At 55.7% G+C, this 14,105-nt stretch carries 15 protein-coding genes and 2 tRNA genes; 6 read left to right on the top strand and 11 right to left on the bottom strand.

Features of this window, described 5'->3' with window-relative positions:
* The first annotated feature begins 5 nt into the window (after nucleotides 1-5).
* Together AC1DA5_RS00740 and AC1DA5_RS00735 are read left to right on the top strand one after the other, a co-directional pair.
* Nucleotides 6-1,640, top strand: coding sequence for an MFS transporter (locus tag AC1DA5_RS00740; protein WP_480289029.1), 1,635 nt, complete (start codon nucleotides 6-8; stop codon nucleotides 1,638-1,640).
* 154 nt (nucleotides 1,641-1,794) lie between these two features.
* The gene (locus AC1DA5_RS00735) at nucleotides 1,795-2,721 is read left to right on the top strand and encodes a diacylglycerol kinase family protein (RefSeq protein WP_193600044.1); all 927 of its coding nucleotides are present in this window, start codon (nucleotides 1,795-1,797) and stop codon (nucleotides 2,719-2,721) included.
* A gap of 134 nt (nucleotides 2,722-2,855) precedes the next feature.
* Here the strand turns inward: AC1DA5_RS00735 and AC1DA5_RS00730 are convergent, their stop codons facing one another.
* The 6 genes from AC1DA5_RS00730 to AC1DA5_RS00705 form a co-directional block, all read right to left on the bottom strand.
* Nucleotides 2,856-3,908 (bottom strand): zinc-binding dehydrogenase, encoded by a 1,053-nt coding sequence (locus tag AC1DA5_RS00730; protein WP_480289028.1) that lies wholly within the window; start codon nucleotides 3,906-3,908, stop codon nucleotides 2,856-2,858.
* Nucleotides 3,909-4,092: 184 nt separating this feature from the next.
* On the bottom strand, nucleotides 4,093-4,944 hold the full coding sequence (locus AC1DA5_RS00725) for a metal ABC transporter permease (RefSeq protein ID WP_058236351.1): 852 nt from the start codon (nucleotides 4,942-4,944) through the stop codon (nucleotides 4,093-4,095).
* A complete protein-coding gene (locus AC1DA5_RS00720; protein ID WP_285014466.1) occupies nucleotides 4,941-5,882 on the bottom strand; it encodes a metal ABC transporter permease in 942 nt (313 codons plus the stop codon). The genes AC1DA5_RS00725 and AC1DA5_RS00720 overlap by 4 nt, the downstream gene beginning before the upstream one ends.
* Nucleotides 5,872-6,669, bottom strand: coding sequence for a metal ABC transporter ATP-binding protein (locus AC1DA5_RS00715; RefSeq protein WP_285014465.1), 798 nt, complete (start codon nucleotides 6,667-6,669; stop codon nucleotides 5,872-5,874). The genes AC1DA5_RS00720 and AC1DA5_RS00715 overlap by 11 nt, the downstream gene beginning before the upstream one ends.
* Before the next feature lie 21 nt (nucleotides 6,670-6,690).
* A complete protein-coding gene (locus AC1DA5_RS00710) occupies nucleotides 6,691-7,863 on the bottom strand; it encodes a metal ABC transporter substrate-binding protein (RefSeq protein WP_082628482.1) in 1,173 nt (390 codons plus the stop codon).
* A 436-nt stretch (nucleotides 7,864-8,299) separates the two neighbouring features.
* Nucleotides 8,300-8,376: transfer RNA gene (locus AC1DA5_RS00705), tRNA-Pro, on the bottom strand.
* A 170-nt stretch (nucleotides 8,377-8,546) separates the two neighbouring features.
* Between AC1DA5_RS00705 and AC1DA5_RS00700 the strand changes: the two genes are divergently transcribed.
* Nucleotides 8,547-8,620, top strand: a tRNA-Gly gene (locus AC1DA5_RS00700).
* Nucleotides 8,621-8,863: 243 nt separating this feature from the next.
* On the opposite strand, the gene AC1DA5_RS00695 is transcribed toward AC1DA5_RS00700, so the two are convergent.
* Genes AC1DA5_RS00695 through AC1DA5_RS00675 form a run of 5 tightly spaced genes read right to left on the bottom strand, consistent with a single transcriptional unit; the run spans nucleotide 8,864 to nucleotide 11,841 of the window.
* Complete coding sequence (locus tag AC1DA5_RS00695) at nucleotides 8,864-9,643, bottom strand: hypothetical protein (protein ID WP_285014464.1); 780 nt, start codon at nucleotides 9,641-9,643, stop codon at nucleotides 8,864-8,866.
* Nucleotides 9,640-10,473: an ABC transporter ATP-binding protein gene (locus tag AC1DA5_RS00690; protein WP_285014463.1), complete on the bottom strand. Its 834-nt coding sequence runs from the start codon at nucleotides 10,471-10,473 to the stop codon at nucleotides 9,640-9,642. The genes AC1DA5_RS00695 and AC1DA5_RS00690 overlap by 4 nt, the downstream gene beginning before the upstream one ends.
* A gap of 2 nt (nucleotides 10,474-10,475) precedes the next feature.
* Entirely contained in the window at nucleotides 10,476-10,802 is a 327-nt protein-coding gene (locus AC1DA5_RS00685; RefSeq protein ID WP_092648400.1) for a PLD nuclease N-terminal domain-containing protein, read from the bottom strand.
* A complete protein-coding gene (locus AC1DA5_RS00680; protein ID WP_285014460.1) occupies nucleotides 10,802-11,494 on the bottom strand; it encodes a DUF5808 domain-containing protein in 693 nt (230 codons plus the stop codon). The genes AC1DA5_RS00685 and AC1DA5_RS00680 overlap by 1 nt, the downstream gene beginning before the upstream one ends.
* Nucleotides 11,494-11,841 carry a PadR family transcriptional regulator gene (locus AC1DA5_RS00675; protein ID WP_257590396.1) on the bottom strand — a complete coding sequence of 116 codons (348 nt, stop codon included), beginning with the start codon at nucleotides 11,839-11,841 and terminating at the stop codon, nucleotides 11,494-11,496. Before AC1DA5_RS00675 ends, AC1DA5_RS00680 begins: the two co-directional genes overlap by 1 nt.
* Nucleotides 11,842-12,049: 208 nt before the next feature.
* Here AC1DA5_RS00675 and AC1DA5_RS00670 point away from each other — a divergent pair, with 208 nt between their 5' ends.
* The 3 genes from AC1DA5_RS00670 to AC1DA5_RS00660 are packed head-to-tail and all read left to right on the top strand — an operon-like array spanning nucleotide 12,050 to nucleotide 13,891.
* Complete coding sequence (locus AC1DA5_RS00670; RefSeq protein WP_480289027.1) at nucleotides 12,050-12,433, top strand: GntR family transcriptional regulator; 384 nt, start codon at nucleotides 12,050-12,052, stop codon at nucleotides 12,431-12,433.
* Nucleotides 12,420-13,265 carry an ABC transporter ATP-binding protein gene (locus tag AC1DA5_RS00665; protein WP_285014458.1) on the top strand — a complete coding sequence of 282 codons (846 nt, stop codon included), beginning with the start codon at nucleotides 12,420-12,422 and terminating at the stop codon, nucleotides 13,263-13,265. Before AC1DA5_RS00670 ends, AC1DA5_RS00665 begins: the two co-directional genes overlap by 14 nt.
* Nucleotides 13,262-13,891, top strand: coding sequence for an ABC-2 transporter permease (locus AC1DA5_RS00660; RefSeq protein WP_285014456.1), 630 nt, complete (start codon nucleotides 13,262-13,264; stop codon nucleotides 13,889-13,891). The genes AC1DA5_RS00665 and AC1DA5_RS00660 overlap by 4 nt, the downstream gene beginning before the upstream one ends.
* Nucleotides 13,892-14,105: the final 214 nt, after the last annotated feature.

The following is a 14,105-nucleotide window of genomic DNA, read 5'->3' as shown; positions in this document are numbered from 1 at the left end:
ATGGCATGACACCGACCTCCCTGAAAAGTGCGTCCACTGCGCCATCTCAGTCATCAACACTGGCGCACCCCTGGATCGCACTCGTTTTCCTGTCTCTGGCACTGTCACTGATCGTTATGGACGGCACCATCATCAACGTGTCTTTGCCGACAATCATGCGTGACCTCGAGCTCACATTCACGCAGGCTCAATGGCTGACAACGAGCTACGCGCTGATTTTCTCGGCGCTGCTGATCACCGTGGGACGTCTGGCCGATAACTGGGGACGACGCAACATCCTTCTGGCAGGGATCGCCATCTTTGTTATCGCATCAATCATTGCCGGCACGGCGCGTACTTTCACTCCTCTGCTCATCGCACGTTTCCTGCAGGGCACCGGAGCGGCGGCCGTTTCTCCAACAACACTCTCAACTGTCAACGCGACGTTTACAGGCAAGAGGCGCATGATTGCGTTCGCCGTGTGGGGGTCAGTTATTTCAGGGATGGCCGCTGTTGGTCCTCTGCTGGGTGGCTGGATCACGACGAGCACCACCTGGCCGTGGATTTTCCTGATCAATGTTCCGATCGGCATCATCGTTGCGCTCGGCTGCATTTTCTTCGTGCCCAACACTTATGGAGAACGCTCCGAACACGGTTTCGACGCGGGCGGGTTTATCACCTCGTCAATCGGTTTCGCCGCTCTGGTCTACGCACTGATTCAGGGGCGTGACCTGGGCTGGTGGAAGCCGATCAATGAGGACTGGACGTCATGGCCACTCTCGCCTGTGCCGCTGGCGGCTGCTCTGGCCGCCGTCCTGCTCGGCTTTTTCATCTGGTGGGAACGGCGACAGCTGCGAGTGGACGGGCCGCACCTGCTGAATCTGAATCTTTTCAAGCTCCGAAGCTTTTCTGCAGGGAACGTGGCCGCTGCGGCAATCTCAGTGGGAGAATTCGGTCTGCTCTTCGCGTTGCCTTTGTACCTTCAGAACGTCCGCATGCTCACACCGCTCCAATCAGGCGGTGTCCTGGCTGCAATGGCTGCAGGCGCCTTTATCGCAGGTGGCTCAGCATCCCCACTGGGGCGTCTCTTTTCTGCAACGTGGGTGGCGCGCGCCGGACTGGCCATAGAATCCATTGCCGTATTCAGCCTGGCGATCAGCCTGACAGCCCACACGCCCATCGCAGTTATCGTCACAGCACTGGTTGCCTACGGTTTTGGTCTGGGGTTGGCGTCAGCGCAACTCACATCCGTCATTCTGGTTGATGTGCCACCCAGCACGTCGGGGCAGGCATCCGCCACCCAGTCCACGACACGTCAGGTCGGTACAGCGTTGGGAATTGCTCTGGTTGCAACGTTCCTGGCTGCGTCGGTGAATTCACAGGTACAGGGAAGCCTCGACGATGTGCCGCTGCCCGAGCAGGCACGTCACGGCATCGAAGCGTCTGTCGCACCTTCAGCTGGCGCTTCCATTCGGGCGCTGACTGACTCGGACGGTTCAGAAGGCGTTCCAGCGGAACTGACCGATCAGGTGATCGACAAACTGTCGGAGGCTTTCAGCGTCGGAACGTCGCGCGCAATGGGAGTGGCCGGCGCAGCCCTCGGACTGGGATGTGCACTGACGTTCTTCCTGCCTGGCGCCCGCAAGCCCTCAGGCGAATAGGGCACGTGGCACGGGGGGTTACCTCGCGTCACACGGCGGCGCTTCTGCGGATACTTGTTCGACACGCCCGCTTAAATCGCTACACTATATCAAATGCATCCCATCTGACAGCGACGATCGCTGTGGCGTAGAACAAGAAATGAACGGAGTATGTATGACCGATCCCCATTCACGGCCACAGAGCCCGATCCGTCGGATCGCACTGATTACAAACCCTGTTGCAGGTTTGGGATCGTCGATGGATGCGGCACGGCGCGCCACTGAGTTTCTGGCCAATCGCGGCATCGATGTGGTCTCCATTGCCAGCTACCTGCCACTGACGACGAGCCTGCGCACTCGCGAATTTGTCGCTGACCCAACCATTGACGCGATTGTGGTGTGCGGCGGAGACGGGCTGATCAACCTTGCATTGCAGGAGGTGGTCGGCACAGGCAAACTCTTCGGTGTCATACCGGCTGGCACCGGTAACGACCTGGCACGCGAATATTCCATTCCTTTCGATCCCAGAGCAGCCGCATCACTCATTGTGGACGGCCACCACGACAGCGTTGATGTGGGCCTCATGAGCCACGCGAACGGGGAAGAACGCTACTTCGCAACAATTATGTGCGCGGGCGTGGATTCAATGATTAACGATCGTGCCAACCAGATCAGATGGCCGAAGGGTAATTCACGCTACCTGCTGGCACTGGGCATCGAGTTCGCACGCCTACGCCCCCTGCGCACAACGATCCGCATCGACGGCAAAGGCACACATCACGTCCCGACAATTCTCAACGCCATTGCCATTACCAAGACGTATGGCGGCGGCATCATGATGTGTCCGCATGCTAACCCCCGCGACGGCCTGCTGTCGATCAGCCTGGTGGAAACGCTCAATCGCCTCGAAGCGATCAGCAAAGTTCCGAAGGTCTTCCTGCACCGCCTGGAGGAGGTACCGGAGGTCCACATGTACCGTGCCCACAGTGTTGACATCGAAGTCAGCGGCCTCGATGCATTTGCTGACGGCGAGCGTCTCATGCCCATGCCTTTGCACATCGAATGCGTGCCGCGCGCCCTCAACTTGATCATGGCGAGGTAGAGCGGCGCACGCAAGTCGCCCTCGCTCATTGTGACGAACGAGGGCGACTGTGGCAGATCAGTGAGTTTGCGTCGAATCGGTGGGGCTGGCTCACTATGCTGCTGCAGACCAACGGCCAGCCACCGAGAGGCACCCTAGCTTTCAGCCCACGGATCGACGACTATACGGATCGGGCTACCTGTCTTATTGCGCATGATGTCCAGGCCTTCTTCCAGATTCTCCAGCGAGATGATCTGAGAGACCGATTCGGACAGATCCAGTCGCCCAGCCTTGACGAGTTCAGCAAGCAGGAAGATGTCCACTACTTCGTAGCCCAGGTGTCCTATGGCCTGACGGCGCTTGACGCCAAAATCGTACAGGCTCCCGCCGTGGAATTCCTGGCGTGACAGCCCGACCAGCACGGCGCGCCCCCTGTAGTCCAGTGACTGCACTGCCTGCTCGAAGGTCACCTGAAGACCGGCAGCGTCGAACGCAACGTCAATCATGCGCCCGCCCGTCGCTTTCTTGATCTTGTCCATCAGTTCGGGGTCGTCGGATCGGAACGTGAAGTCAGCGCCCAGACGTTTGGCTCGATCAAACACACCCTCGTTGATGTCGATACCAATGACAGGGTACGCACCCGCCAGCCGGGACAGCTGGACGATGTGGGTTCCGACTCCACCCAATCCCCACACGGCAACGGCGTTGCCCATCGAGACCTTGCCGGTGTGCTTGACTGCTCCGAACGGGGTTGCCACGGCATCAGCGAGGATCGCGGCCTGTTCCATCGGCACACCATCGGGCACGCGGGTGAGTCCTTCAGCGTTGGCCACTGTGTACTGCGCCCATGCACCGTCATAGTCAAATGCCATAATGCGCAGGTTTTGGCATGAGCCTCGGTTACCTCGGCGGCATTCGCGACACTTCAGGCAGGGCATACCCGACTGCGGGATGACCTTGTCGCCGATCTCCCAGCCCTGCACATTCGATCCCATCTCTGCGATGGTGCCCGAGCACTCGTGGCCCTGCGTGATTTCCGGCATTTTCATGGGAAAATCACTGTCGATCAGCGCCATATCCGAATGGCAGATTCCACAGTAGGCAACTTTGATGAGGACCTGGTTCGGACCGGGTTTGGGAATCGGAATATCCTCGATCGTTACGGTGCGATCTGAATGCAGACGCTGGGCGCGCATCGTGCCTTCCATTGCTCTCTCCTTTTTGCGCGCAGCGCCGTGCCCTCGTGCGCATAAAAAGACAGGCGTCTGTGCCTGCAGATGCGTTGACAAGGTTGTCGCCAAAGCTCACACGACGTCACGCGGACATTATGTAGGAGGATTTCTCCTATGAGCACAGACTAACCCATGACCTGCGGTTATTGGGTCTTTTGGCCTATATCGCAGATGCGAGTTTCGACGAAGCGATGCGTGAGCCTGCCTCGACAATAACGAAGAAGCCTCCTGCAACCAACGCGATCGTGCCGCCTGCTGACAGGCCACACACGACCGCAAGCCCCAGTCCAACTACGGCAATAATGGTAGACGCGAGCGTGGACAGTGCGACGAAACGCGGCGTCGATGCGACGCGCCCCTTCAAGACGGTGGGTGCGGCGGCGATTAAGGAGATTGACACGACGGTGCCGACCGCCGGAATAATGACCGTCACCGTCGCGATAATCAGACCCAGGGTAATCAGGCGCATCAGGTCAGGCCGCCCTCCGCTGGCTCGGTAGTTCACCGCGTCGAAGCTGACTGCTACCAGCCGCCCGCCCATCAACGCCCACACTCCCCCAGCGACAATAAGGACGAGGGCGGCCGCGATAACGTCGATGCGCGTACATGCCAGCAGGGATCCTGTCAGGAAGCCATCGATTCGCAGCGGCAGGGGCGCGAACCACTTATTGAGGAAGTAGCCAGAGGCAAACCCCACGGTGAGCGTGATTCCGGCGGCCGCCTGCGAGGAAATTCCTTTCAGGGCCGATACGCCATGCATCAACAGCGCGAGGACGAGTGAGGCCAGGCCAGCACCGATGAACAGTCCCAGAGACAAAGCCTCATGGCTGCTCGAGACCAGCGCCGCGCCGACCACGCCGATGACGGCGCCCGGGAACGCGGCATGGGTGATTGATTCAGTGAAGAAGATGCGCTGGCTGAGTACGGCGAGGGATCCGACCAGGCCGCACAGAGCTCCCACAACGATTGCTTCAACCAGCGGCAGGGCGATGATGGTCCACATCGAGATCATGGGCGCACTCCCTGAATCGGGTGGGCGACAGGCTGCGTCGCGTGCCCGGTGTCCAGTGCGCGCATGCACATGCGGTACAACGTGCGCACAGCCAGTACCAGCCCGAACATGGCACACACACTGAGCGAGACAGCAGCCTGCGGTGAGATTGGGCGCGAAACCGGCAAGTTCATAACATGCATCCCCAGGACCGCCCCGCCGACGCCGACCGCAATCCCCACGGGAATCATCCACCCGACGGTGCGGGCGACCAGTCGAGCGCTTGCCCCAGGGATCACCAGATATCCGATCACCAGCAGGACGCCGATGGCGGAAGCGGCTGATACAACAACGGCGGCGATCGCGGTGTTGAGAACAATGTCGACAAGGAGGGTGTTGACTCCCAGAACCGGAGCGGTATCGCGGTCGAAGGCGGTGATTACCTGGCCGCGCCACGTCAGGGCGACGATCACGATGGCGAGCAGGCAGAAGAGGACGGACTGCGCCAGGCGCGCATCGGTCACGTCCAGCAGTCGGCCGAACATGAGCGCTTCCAGCTGGCCGGACATGTCGCCTTTTTTCAGCGAGATCACCACGCCCAGTGCGAAGAAGGTCGTCAGAATCGTTGCGGTGGATCCCTCGGAAATGTGGCTGCGCTGCCCGGCCCACACCAGTGCTGCGATGACTGCGCATGCACATAGCGCAGCTCCGGGCACGATCATGTCGATGCCGCCATAAAGGGCACCTACTACGATGCCAGGGAAGACGCCGTGAACCAGTGCTTCTGCGTTGAACTCCGCACACCGCACGTTGACCAGCACGCCGACCACTCCGCTGGCGCAGGCCAGGATAATCAGCAAGACAAATGGCCTGAACGTGTACGGAGCTGACGCAATAAATCCCCATCCAGGTAGTGGCTGCAGAAACTGCCGTAGACCTTCAAGCCATTCAGCCCACATGCTCGGACTCCTGTGTCGCTATGTGCGCGATGCGAGCACGCCGATCAGCGCGGTGTTCCTCTTTACCTGCGCTGGTCGCTGCGAGTTCGACGGGCACCGACCCGCCGTATGCCGTTGCCACCAGCTCCGGTGTCAGTACCTGTGCGATTGGCCCGAATGCCACTTGCCTGCCTGCCAGCAGCAGTGCCCGTTCACAGGTAGCGTCAGCCAAGATGAGGTCATGCGTGGAGATCACGACGGCTACGCCCTGGTTCTTGGCGTTGGTGATGATGGAGAGCAGGGCACGGCGGTTCGGCTCATCCAACCCGTTGAACGGCTCGTCGAGCAGGATCATCGCCGGCTCAGCGACCAGGGCTCGCGCCAACAGGATGCGCTGACGCTGCCCGCCAGACAGGTCACCGAACCGGACGTCTCCACGATCACTCATCCCGACATTGGCGAGGGCGTCCTCGATGCGCTGTTTGCCGGTCGATCCGAGCCGCCCAAACAGTTTCCGCTGACCTCGGTATCCCATCGCAACTACCTGGCGAGCAGTGATGGGGAATGTGGGGTCCAAGTTGAGCTGTTGCGGGACGTATCCCACTGTTGAGCCTGGCGGCACTCGAAGGTGACCGGCGCTGACGCGGACGGATCCGATGATGCCGCGCAGCAGCGTGGTCTTTCCTGACCCGTTCGGCCCGATCAGTGCCAGCGCTTCACCTGCCTGGATGCTGCCATCCACTCCGGTGAGCACTGTCTTATTGCCGTATGCCAGTGAGCAGTTGTCGAATTCGAGTGCCGCGCCCATAGCCTTTCCTTGCTCCGTTGCCTATTTTTCTGCGAGCGTGTCAGGCAGCTGTGGTACGTTCCCGTTCCACGCCTGGACCAGCGTCGTCACGTTGTGAGTGATGGAGCCGACGTAGGTTTGTCCTGCCGACCCGTCGGGTCCGAGGGAGTCGCCGTATAGTGCGTCGTCTCCGACGATTGCTTTGACACCGGCGGCCTGAGCAACTGCCTCGATTGACTTCGAGTTGTTGGAGTTTTCTGCAAAAAGCGCAACCGCTCCTGAGTCCTTGACCTGTTGGGCGGCTTTCTTGATGTGGTCAGCGGTGGCGTCCTGTTGGCTGTTGAAATCCGACAGGGCTGCGCCGATGAACTTCACGCCGTAGTCTTTGGAGAAGTATCCGAATGCGTCGTGAGAGGTGAAGAGGACGCGGTGCTGAGGCGGAACCGAATCGATCGCTTCACGCACCCATCCGTCCAGGTCGGTCAGGGTCTGCGTGTACTGCGCAACGTGCCGGTCGAAGAGGTCCTTGTTGTCAGGCGAGGCTTTGCCGAGGATTTCACCGATATTGCGCACCTGGATGGCGGCGTTCTTCGGGCTGGTCCACACATGCGGGTCGTACTGAAACTCCGGTGTTGCGGCACCATCTTCAGGCGGGAACGGCCACTTTTGCACATCGACCTTCTGCGAGCCGCGATCAATGGTGTAGGGCAGGTCGCTTTCACGCTTAGTCACCGAGGCAGGGTCGTCGACTTCCGCTGCCGTCAGAACTCCCGATGTCACTCCCATGATCCCGTGGAAGCCAGATGCCTGGATTGCTGAGTCAAGGAAGTGTTCCAGGTCGACGCCAGAAACGAACATGATGTCGGCGTGAGCAAGGGCGTCTGCCTGTGCCGGGGTCATCTCGTGTTCATGTGCCGAGGCATTCGGGGCGAGTAGGCACGTCAGGTTAATCGTGGTGGCGGCTGACTGGGCTGGCGCTCCTAAGGCATGAGTGGCGCCCTGTGCGTCAGTTTTGTTGAGCGCCAGCGTCGAGTGCTCATCGGCGTTGCCGGCGATCTGCGTGACGTAATCGCACACTTGGGTGGTTGTAGCCACCACATTCACTGTGTTGGAGGAGCGTTGTGCGCCGGATTGACCATTCGCGGCGGTCGCTCCTGACATGTTCGCCTGGGTATTGCCACAGCCTGCAAGACTAGCCGCCGCCACGGCGACCATCGCTGCTCGAAGGCACGCAGTTCTCTTCTTCACTCTTTCTCCCCTTATGTGTGATGCCGCTGGTCGTATTCCCTTCCAGCCCTTAACGATAACGGCTCTCACTATACGCCCAAGTTAGGTTTTCGGTCAACCGAATAATATGTTTGGTTCAATACAATATTTGATGGGTGTGGGAGTGTCAACGTGCAGATCAGGAGGCAACACAAGAGCACGGCAGCGTGCTGGGTACAGGGGTCTCACTGCAGTGTGTACAGAGGCACAAAGTGCTGAAGTCAGAGGCCTCGCCGCGATGGATACAAGGGGGTAACCGATGGATTCACAGGAAGAGGCAGTGGCCAGCCACCCTCGAAAATTCGAGAGGAGCGGAACGCAACGGGGACAGCTGAAGAACCCAAGAAGAACGGCACATTCGGAATGAATGACAATAAATCGAAAATGGTCGGGGTGACAGGATTTGAACCTGCGACCCTCTGCTCCCAAAGCAGATGCGCTACCAAGCTGCGCTACACCCCGGTCGGTTTCTCACCGCTTGGAAATGATAATGCATCCGCTGAACGAAAACCAATTCTCGCACTCAATCCGGATTGTGGGATAGATCGTGGTTTTTCGATTTCACTTTTCAGCCCCGGCACGTTACGATCGATTCGTTCACGTGAACAGTCACGCCCATCGGCGCTGGCATCGCGGGCGTAGCTCAATGGTAGAGCCCCAGCCTTCCAAGCTGGTCATGCGGGTTCGATTCCCGTCGCCCGCTCCACTTAGACATCGGATTTGATAAGCACCCCTTTGCGTTAGCGAGTATCGCTTAGGGGGGTGCGAAAAATCGCTTGCGTTAGCGGGTTTGGGTTTTGCGTTACCTAGTATCGTGTTTTCCCTGTTCGAATAGGGTTTTGGGGGTTAACTAGCTAACGGATGGCAGGTGGCGTTCGCTGTAGTGCTTGCGATGGTGGTTCTATTTCTATTTTTAATTGGATCTATTTGCGTCGCCCGTGCTTGGCTCTTAGTCTAGTTCTGCTCTGTTGTATATGTAAGTGGCGATGAAAAGTAGCGCAATGATTAGCAGTAGGCTGCTGGTGATTGGCCAGATCCACGGTGCCTCGAGTGTGTCCTGAGCGAGGTTGTTTATTATGGGGGCGAGGCCAAGGGGAGTTTTGTCGCCCTCCTGGACAAATATCGCTGACATCGTTATTAGTAGGTAGGCTCCGAATCCGGCCGCAAGGGGTATGCCGATGCCTGGTTTAACAGTGGCTGCGGCAGTCTGTATTACGTGAATGAGAATGATTTGTAGCGCCCATACCAAACTAGCCAATATGATCGGGGCGGGATTGGCGCCTGGGAATAACAGTGACGTTCCTGCCCAGGCTAGGGTAGCGCTGAAGACGGCAAGGAATAGGGTAGATAGCCAGCTGCTGATAGCAAAGCTGATGAGGTAGTGTGAGCGCTGCACGCTACCAGGGAAAATAAAAGGAATGTCACCATTGCCGGTAAGCACACTGCAACGAAAAGAGTTCATTGCAACGAGGATTACGGTAAGAATTTGGGTAAGGTTCTTTATCCATCCCGCGTAGGCTTGCAGCCAGGAAGGTTCAGGTAGCGACTCTATTAGCGTGGTTACTTCTGATCCGGCCAGAAATCTGATGATTCGCGGCGTGTATTGGGTAAACAATCCTTGGGTGAGAGCAAGGATAACGAATACCCCACCTATCATCCATGTCCCATAAGAGCGTAGGATCCAGACAGCTTGATAGCGCCAGATCAATCTGAAACTCGAGGTATTCACGATTTTTTACCGCCATCCTTAGTCAGTTTGGTGAAAAGTTCATCTAAGCCGCTAAAGGTGGGGTGAATCTTTGCGGCAGAGTCGAGGCTGTAGATAGCCTCCGCCACGGCGGTGGCAACGTCTGAACGCACCGTGACATCAAGCGTAACGTGTTTAGTTTGCTGATTGACCAGCTCGCCTAACTGTCCTTGAGCTAGCAGGCTACCGCGATGCAAGATCCCCACGTGGGTAGAGACTTTAGCGACATCGCTGAGGATGTGGGAGGAAAATACTATCGTTACCTGCCCGGTTAACTCGCGTAGCAGCCCCAGAACATCTGCTCGCCCGATCGGGTCAAGAGCGCTGGTTGGTTCGTCTATCAGTAGTAGTTTCGGGGCAGTAACGAGTGCTGCTGCTATTCCCATCCGTTGCTTCATGCCTCTAGAAAAGGAGCCAATTCTTCCGGGGGCTTTGTCGAGGTTAACCAGATTGAGTAGTTCGTCGCTTCTTTCGGCTGCAAGGTCTGGGGAGATTCCACCAAGGCAGGCGAGAGTGATGAGCGCATCCTTGGCTCTAAGCCAGGGGCTAATCTGGGGGACATCAGTCAGGTAAGACACGCCAGGGATCGGTTTGACCGGAAGTTTGCCTCGACTAACTCCCAGCACGGTGGCGCTACCACTACTGGCTCCGGCCAGTCCTGCAAGGATCCTCATGGTGGTGGTTTTACCAGCCCCGTTCGCTCCCACAAACCCATAACAGGAGCCGGTAGGAACTCGAAGATTTATGTTGTTTAGTACTTGGTGCTTACCGAAGATTTTGGACAAATCTTTAGTACAGACTGCTAAATCCATGTTCATTCCTTCGGATACAGCTTGCTCACCACTGAACTCGCATCAACCTGGTGATGCTTGGCTGTAGCTTTCTGTTCATATTCACGCTGCACCTTAAGCTGTCTTTGTTCGTGAAAGTACATAACCAAAAAGACGATTGGCCCAATCACTTGGCCAAAGATGATAACCAGGAGCCACACTAGGCGATTTAAACCGGCAATGTGAGTTCGCTTATCACGCAGCAAGCAAATCAAAGACCAGACCACCGCTACCAGTTGCAATCCTATAAGGATGCAAACTCCTATCAATGCTGGGGTCGGCAAATCCAACAGTTTATCTATAGGGTTCATTACTTGTCTCCTGAATTATGTAGCCGGGTTTTTACCCTAGCTAACGCGGTTTTTATATAAGCGAGTTGGCAAGCGCCAGCAACGAGGGGCCATAAAGCAACAATGGGCACCATCGACCGGCGGCTCATTTCCTGCTTGTCACCAGCCCGGCGCATTGCTGCAAGCCAGGCTATGGACAAGGCTTCAACACCCAACAAATCAGCCTGATTGGCCAAACGTACGGCATCTTCGGATTCTGGGTCATCGCGCCGAAAGACCTGTGGCGCTAGTGCTGCAACAGTCGTTAAAACCACTGGAGCTAGCGCAGCCTGCTTGCCGCTAATAAATCTTTCAGACCCTCCGAGTGTTGACCGCTGGAGGAGAACCTGATCTTTGCGACTGAGCAGTACCGCCAAGAACCCAACCCCAATCCCACCGGCAATAGTGGTGAGCTTAATGCCGCGCTTTAGACGTGTGGGGACGTAGCTGGCCAAGTCCGGTAGAGAATCATCGGGTCGAATTAGCCCTAAACGCACACCAACAGCACCCAGATTAACGTCCCAACCCAGTCCGTATTTTCGAGGAATGAACAAGCGCGGATTCTCTGGTTCAAAACCATCCAGCGCAGCATCAGAGCGCCCCAACCACAGCCCGGAGACAGGTATCCCCAAAACTCGCGCCTGCCCTTCTATGTCCTTACCGAACCACTTCATCACCGTATTCCTTTCCGCGTTGTACGCTTCACAGCACAATCAAGCGCCTCCCACTCAGAGCGCATCTGCAATAAGCGATTCTTCCCAGATTTTGCGAGCTTATAAATCTTCCTCGGCGGCCCTACCGGAGACTCCTCCCAAGCCGTAACTACCAACCCTGATTTACGGAGGCGTGCAAGCAGCGGATATAACGTGCCCGTAGAAATCTCCAACCCCGCTTCTTCACGAAAACGCTCTACAAGCTGCCCCCCGTAAGAAGGACGAGACGAAAGTAATCCAAGGACAATCAGTTCAACAGCGCCCTTGCGTAACTGTGACTCAGACACAACCCCTCCTTGCTTAACCATGTTCCTTGTATAACATACTACCGCGTGTCTAAAAGGCTAGCAACTACTTTTCGCTAGGACTTCAGGTCTGATAAGTGCTCTTTTGCGTTACCGAGTATCGTGTTTTCCCTGTTGAGCGTTATGGCGTTTGAAATGTTTCTCTGAATGTGGAGTGTTCTACCTAATTCATCCTAGTGTTCATGTACACTATAAACACTAGGAGGTGTTCGTGGATATCATCGTTAGTAATGCAAGTTCTGATCCGGTTTACGCTCAGATTAAGAATCAGCTCAAGGCGGCAATAATCAACGATCAGGTAGCGCCCGGCGACAAGCTGCCGTCGATCCGGCGTTTGGCATCACAGCTTCGCGTGTCGGTGATTACTACCAAGCGCGCCTATGACGAGCTAGAGCTAGAGGGTTTCATTGATTCCGTACAGGGGCGAGGTAGCTTTGTCGCTTCTAAAAACACTGAATTACTCAAGGAAGAGCAGCGTAAAAAAGTCGAAGACTACTTGAAATCCGCCCTCACCTCGGCTCGGATTGCTGGCTTGTCTGTTTCTGATCTGAAAGAGCTGATTGATTTATTAGGAGAATCCGATGAATGTGATTGAAATCAACGGACTAGTTAAAAAGTATCCGGGATTTACGCTCGGTCCGCTTAACCTTGAAGTTCCCCAGGGGGCAATTGTGGGTTTCGTGGGCGAGAACGGTGCTGGTAAATCTACGACGCTGCGTTTGATTTTAGGTCTTGCTCACCCTGATGCCGGCACAATAGATCTGCTAGGGCAGCCTACAGGTATGGGTAACCCACAAGCGCATGAGCGGGTGGGGGTAGTTTTTGACGATATTAGCCTGCCAGATAGTTTTACTGTTAAGAATGCTGGCGAGCTTGGCAAGCGCCTGTACAAGAGTTGGGAATCAGAAACATACGCTAGTTATCAGCAACGTTTTGATCTCGCTTCGTCTAAGCGAGTTGGTGACCTTTCTCGTGGTATGCGGATGAAGCTGGGGTTAGCGATGGCGCTTTCCCATGCAGCGGATTTGCTGATTTTTGATGAGGCTACCAGTGGTCTAGATCCGGTGATTCGTGATGAAGTGCTTGATATTATGCTCGAATTTATCGAAGATCCAACCCATTCGATCCTGTTTTCGTCCCACATTGTTTCTGATATTGAAAAAGCCGCTGACTACGTGGCTTTTATCCGTGAGGGCAAATTGAAGTTCATGGAACAAAAAGACGAACTTTTAGATTCTTGGCGAATCGCGGCGTTGACCAATGAACAAGCAAACCAGCTTGACTCCGCGCAAGTATTAGGGCGTCGCCGTCATGATTTTGGTCAAGAAGTCATCGTGCGCACCGGGGCCGTTCCTGCTGGTGTACAAGCTACTAGACCGACGATTGAGGACATCATGGTTTACACGATTAAAGGAGAAGATCAGTGAGGGCCGCTTTTTATAAAGATCTTATTGCCAATCGTACGTACATAGCTGTTTTAGGTTTGGTGCTAGTCGTAACCTGCGCTCTAGGAATATATGCGAACCAGTTGATTATCTTTCCGTTCATCTTTGGCATGATTGGAATGCTTTATTTTACGGCCACCTTTGCTCGTGATGCTGAATCCAAGGTGCACCGAACGATTCTTGCCGGACCTATCAGTAGAAACGAACTCGTTAATTTAAATTTTCTGATTACACTCGCTCTTGGGGTAGTGGCTTTCGCGGTTACAGGTGTTCTTGCCTATTTAATGGTTGAGATGCCTTGGAAAAATACTGTTTTGGTGGCCAGCTTTGCCTTTGCGGTCACTTTGTTGTTGACCATTATTCAGCTACCACTGTTTTACAAATTTGGTCCGGAAAAAGCCAAGCTTTTTCTGGTCGCGGTATTCATCGTGGTATTCGCCGGATCATCCTTTGTTGGTTCCAACAAACAAGCAATCTTCGAATGGGTAGCAAAAGCCTTAACCCTACCCCCACTCACAAACGCAGGAATACTACTGACCGCGACGATCGTACTTACCGCAGTATCCCTATGGATAAGTCGAAAGATCATGGCAGGTAAAGAATTCTAAGTTAGTAGAGTCCGATTTTGCATCCAATGTTGACACCCTGCCTTCTTTTCAAAGCCCCACCGTGATTTCTTTCCCGGTTCTAAAGATGAACCGGATCTGGTTTGCGCCAATACAGCGTGGTTGATTAGGGCGTTCCATTGACAGGACTGGAAATGTTCGATGGGTTTGCCGGCTAGCTGGGAGTAGGCGGTTTTTGTGATGTGTCGGGGCATCG

The sequence above is a fragment of the Pauljensenia sp. C0254C2 genome (assembly GCF_056583835.1).
The sequence above is the reverse complement of the archived record's forward strand: the minus strand, read 5'-3'. Positions and strand labels throughout refer to the sequence as shown.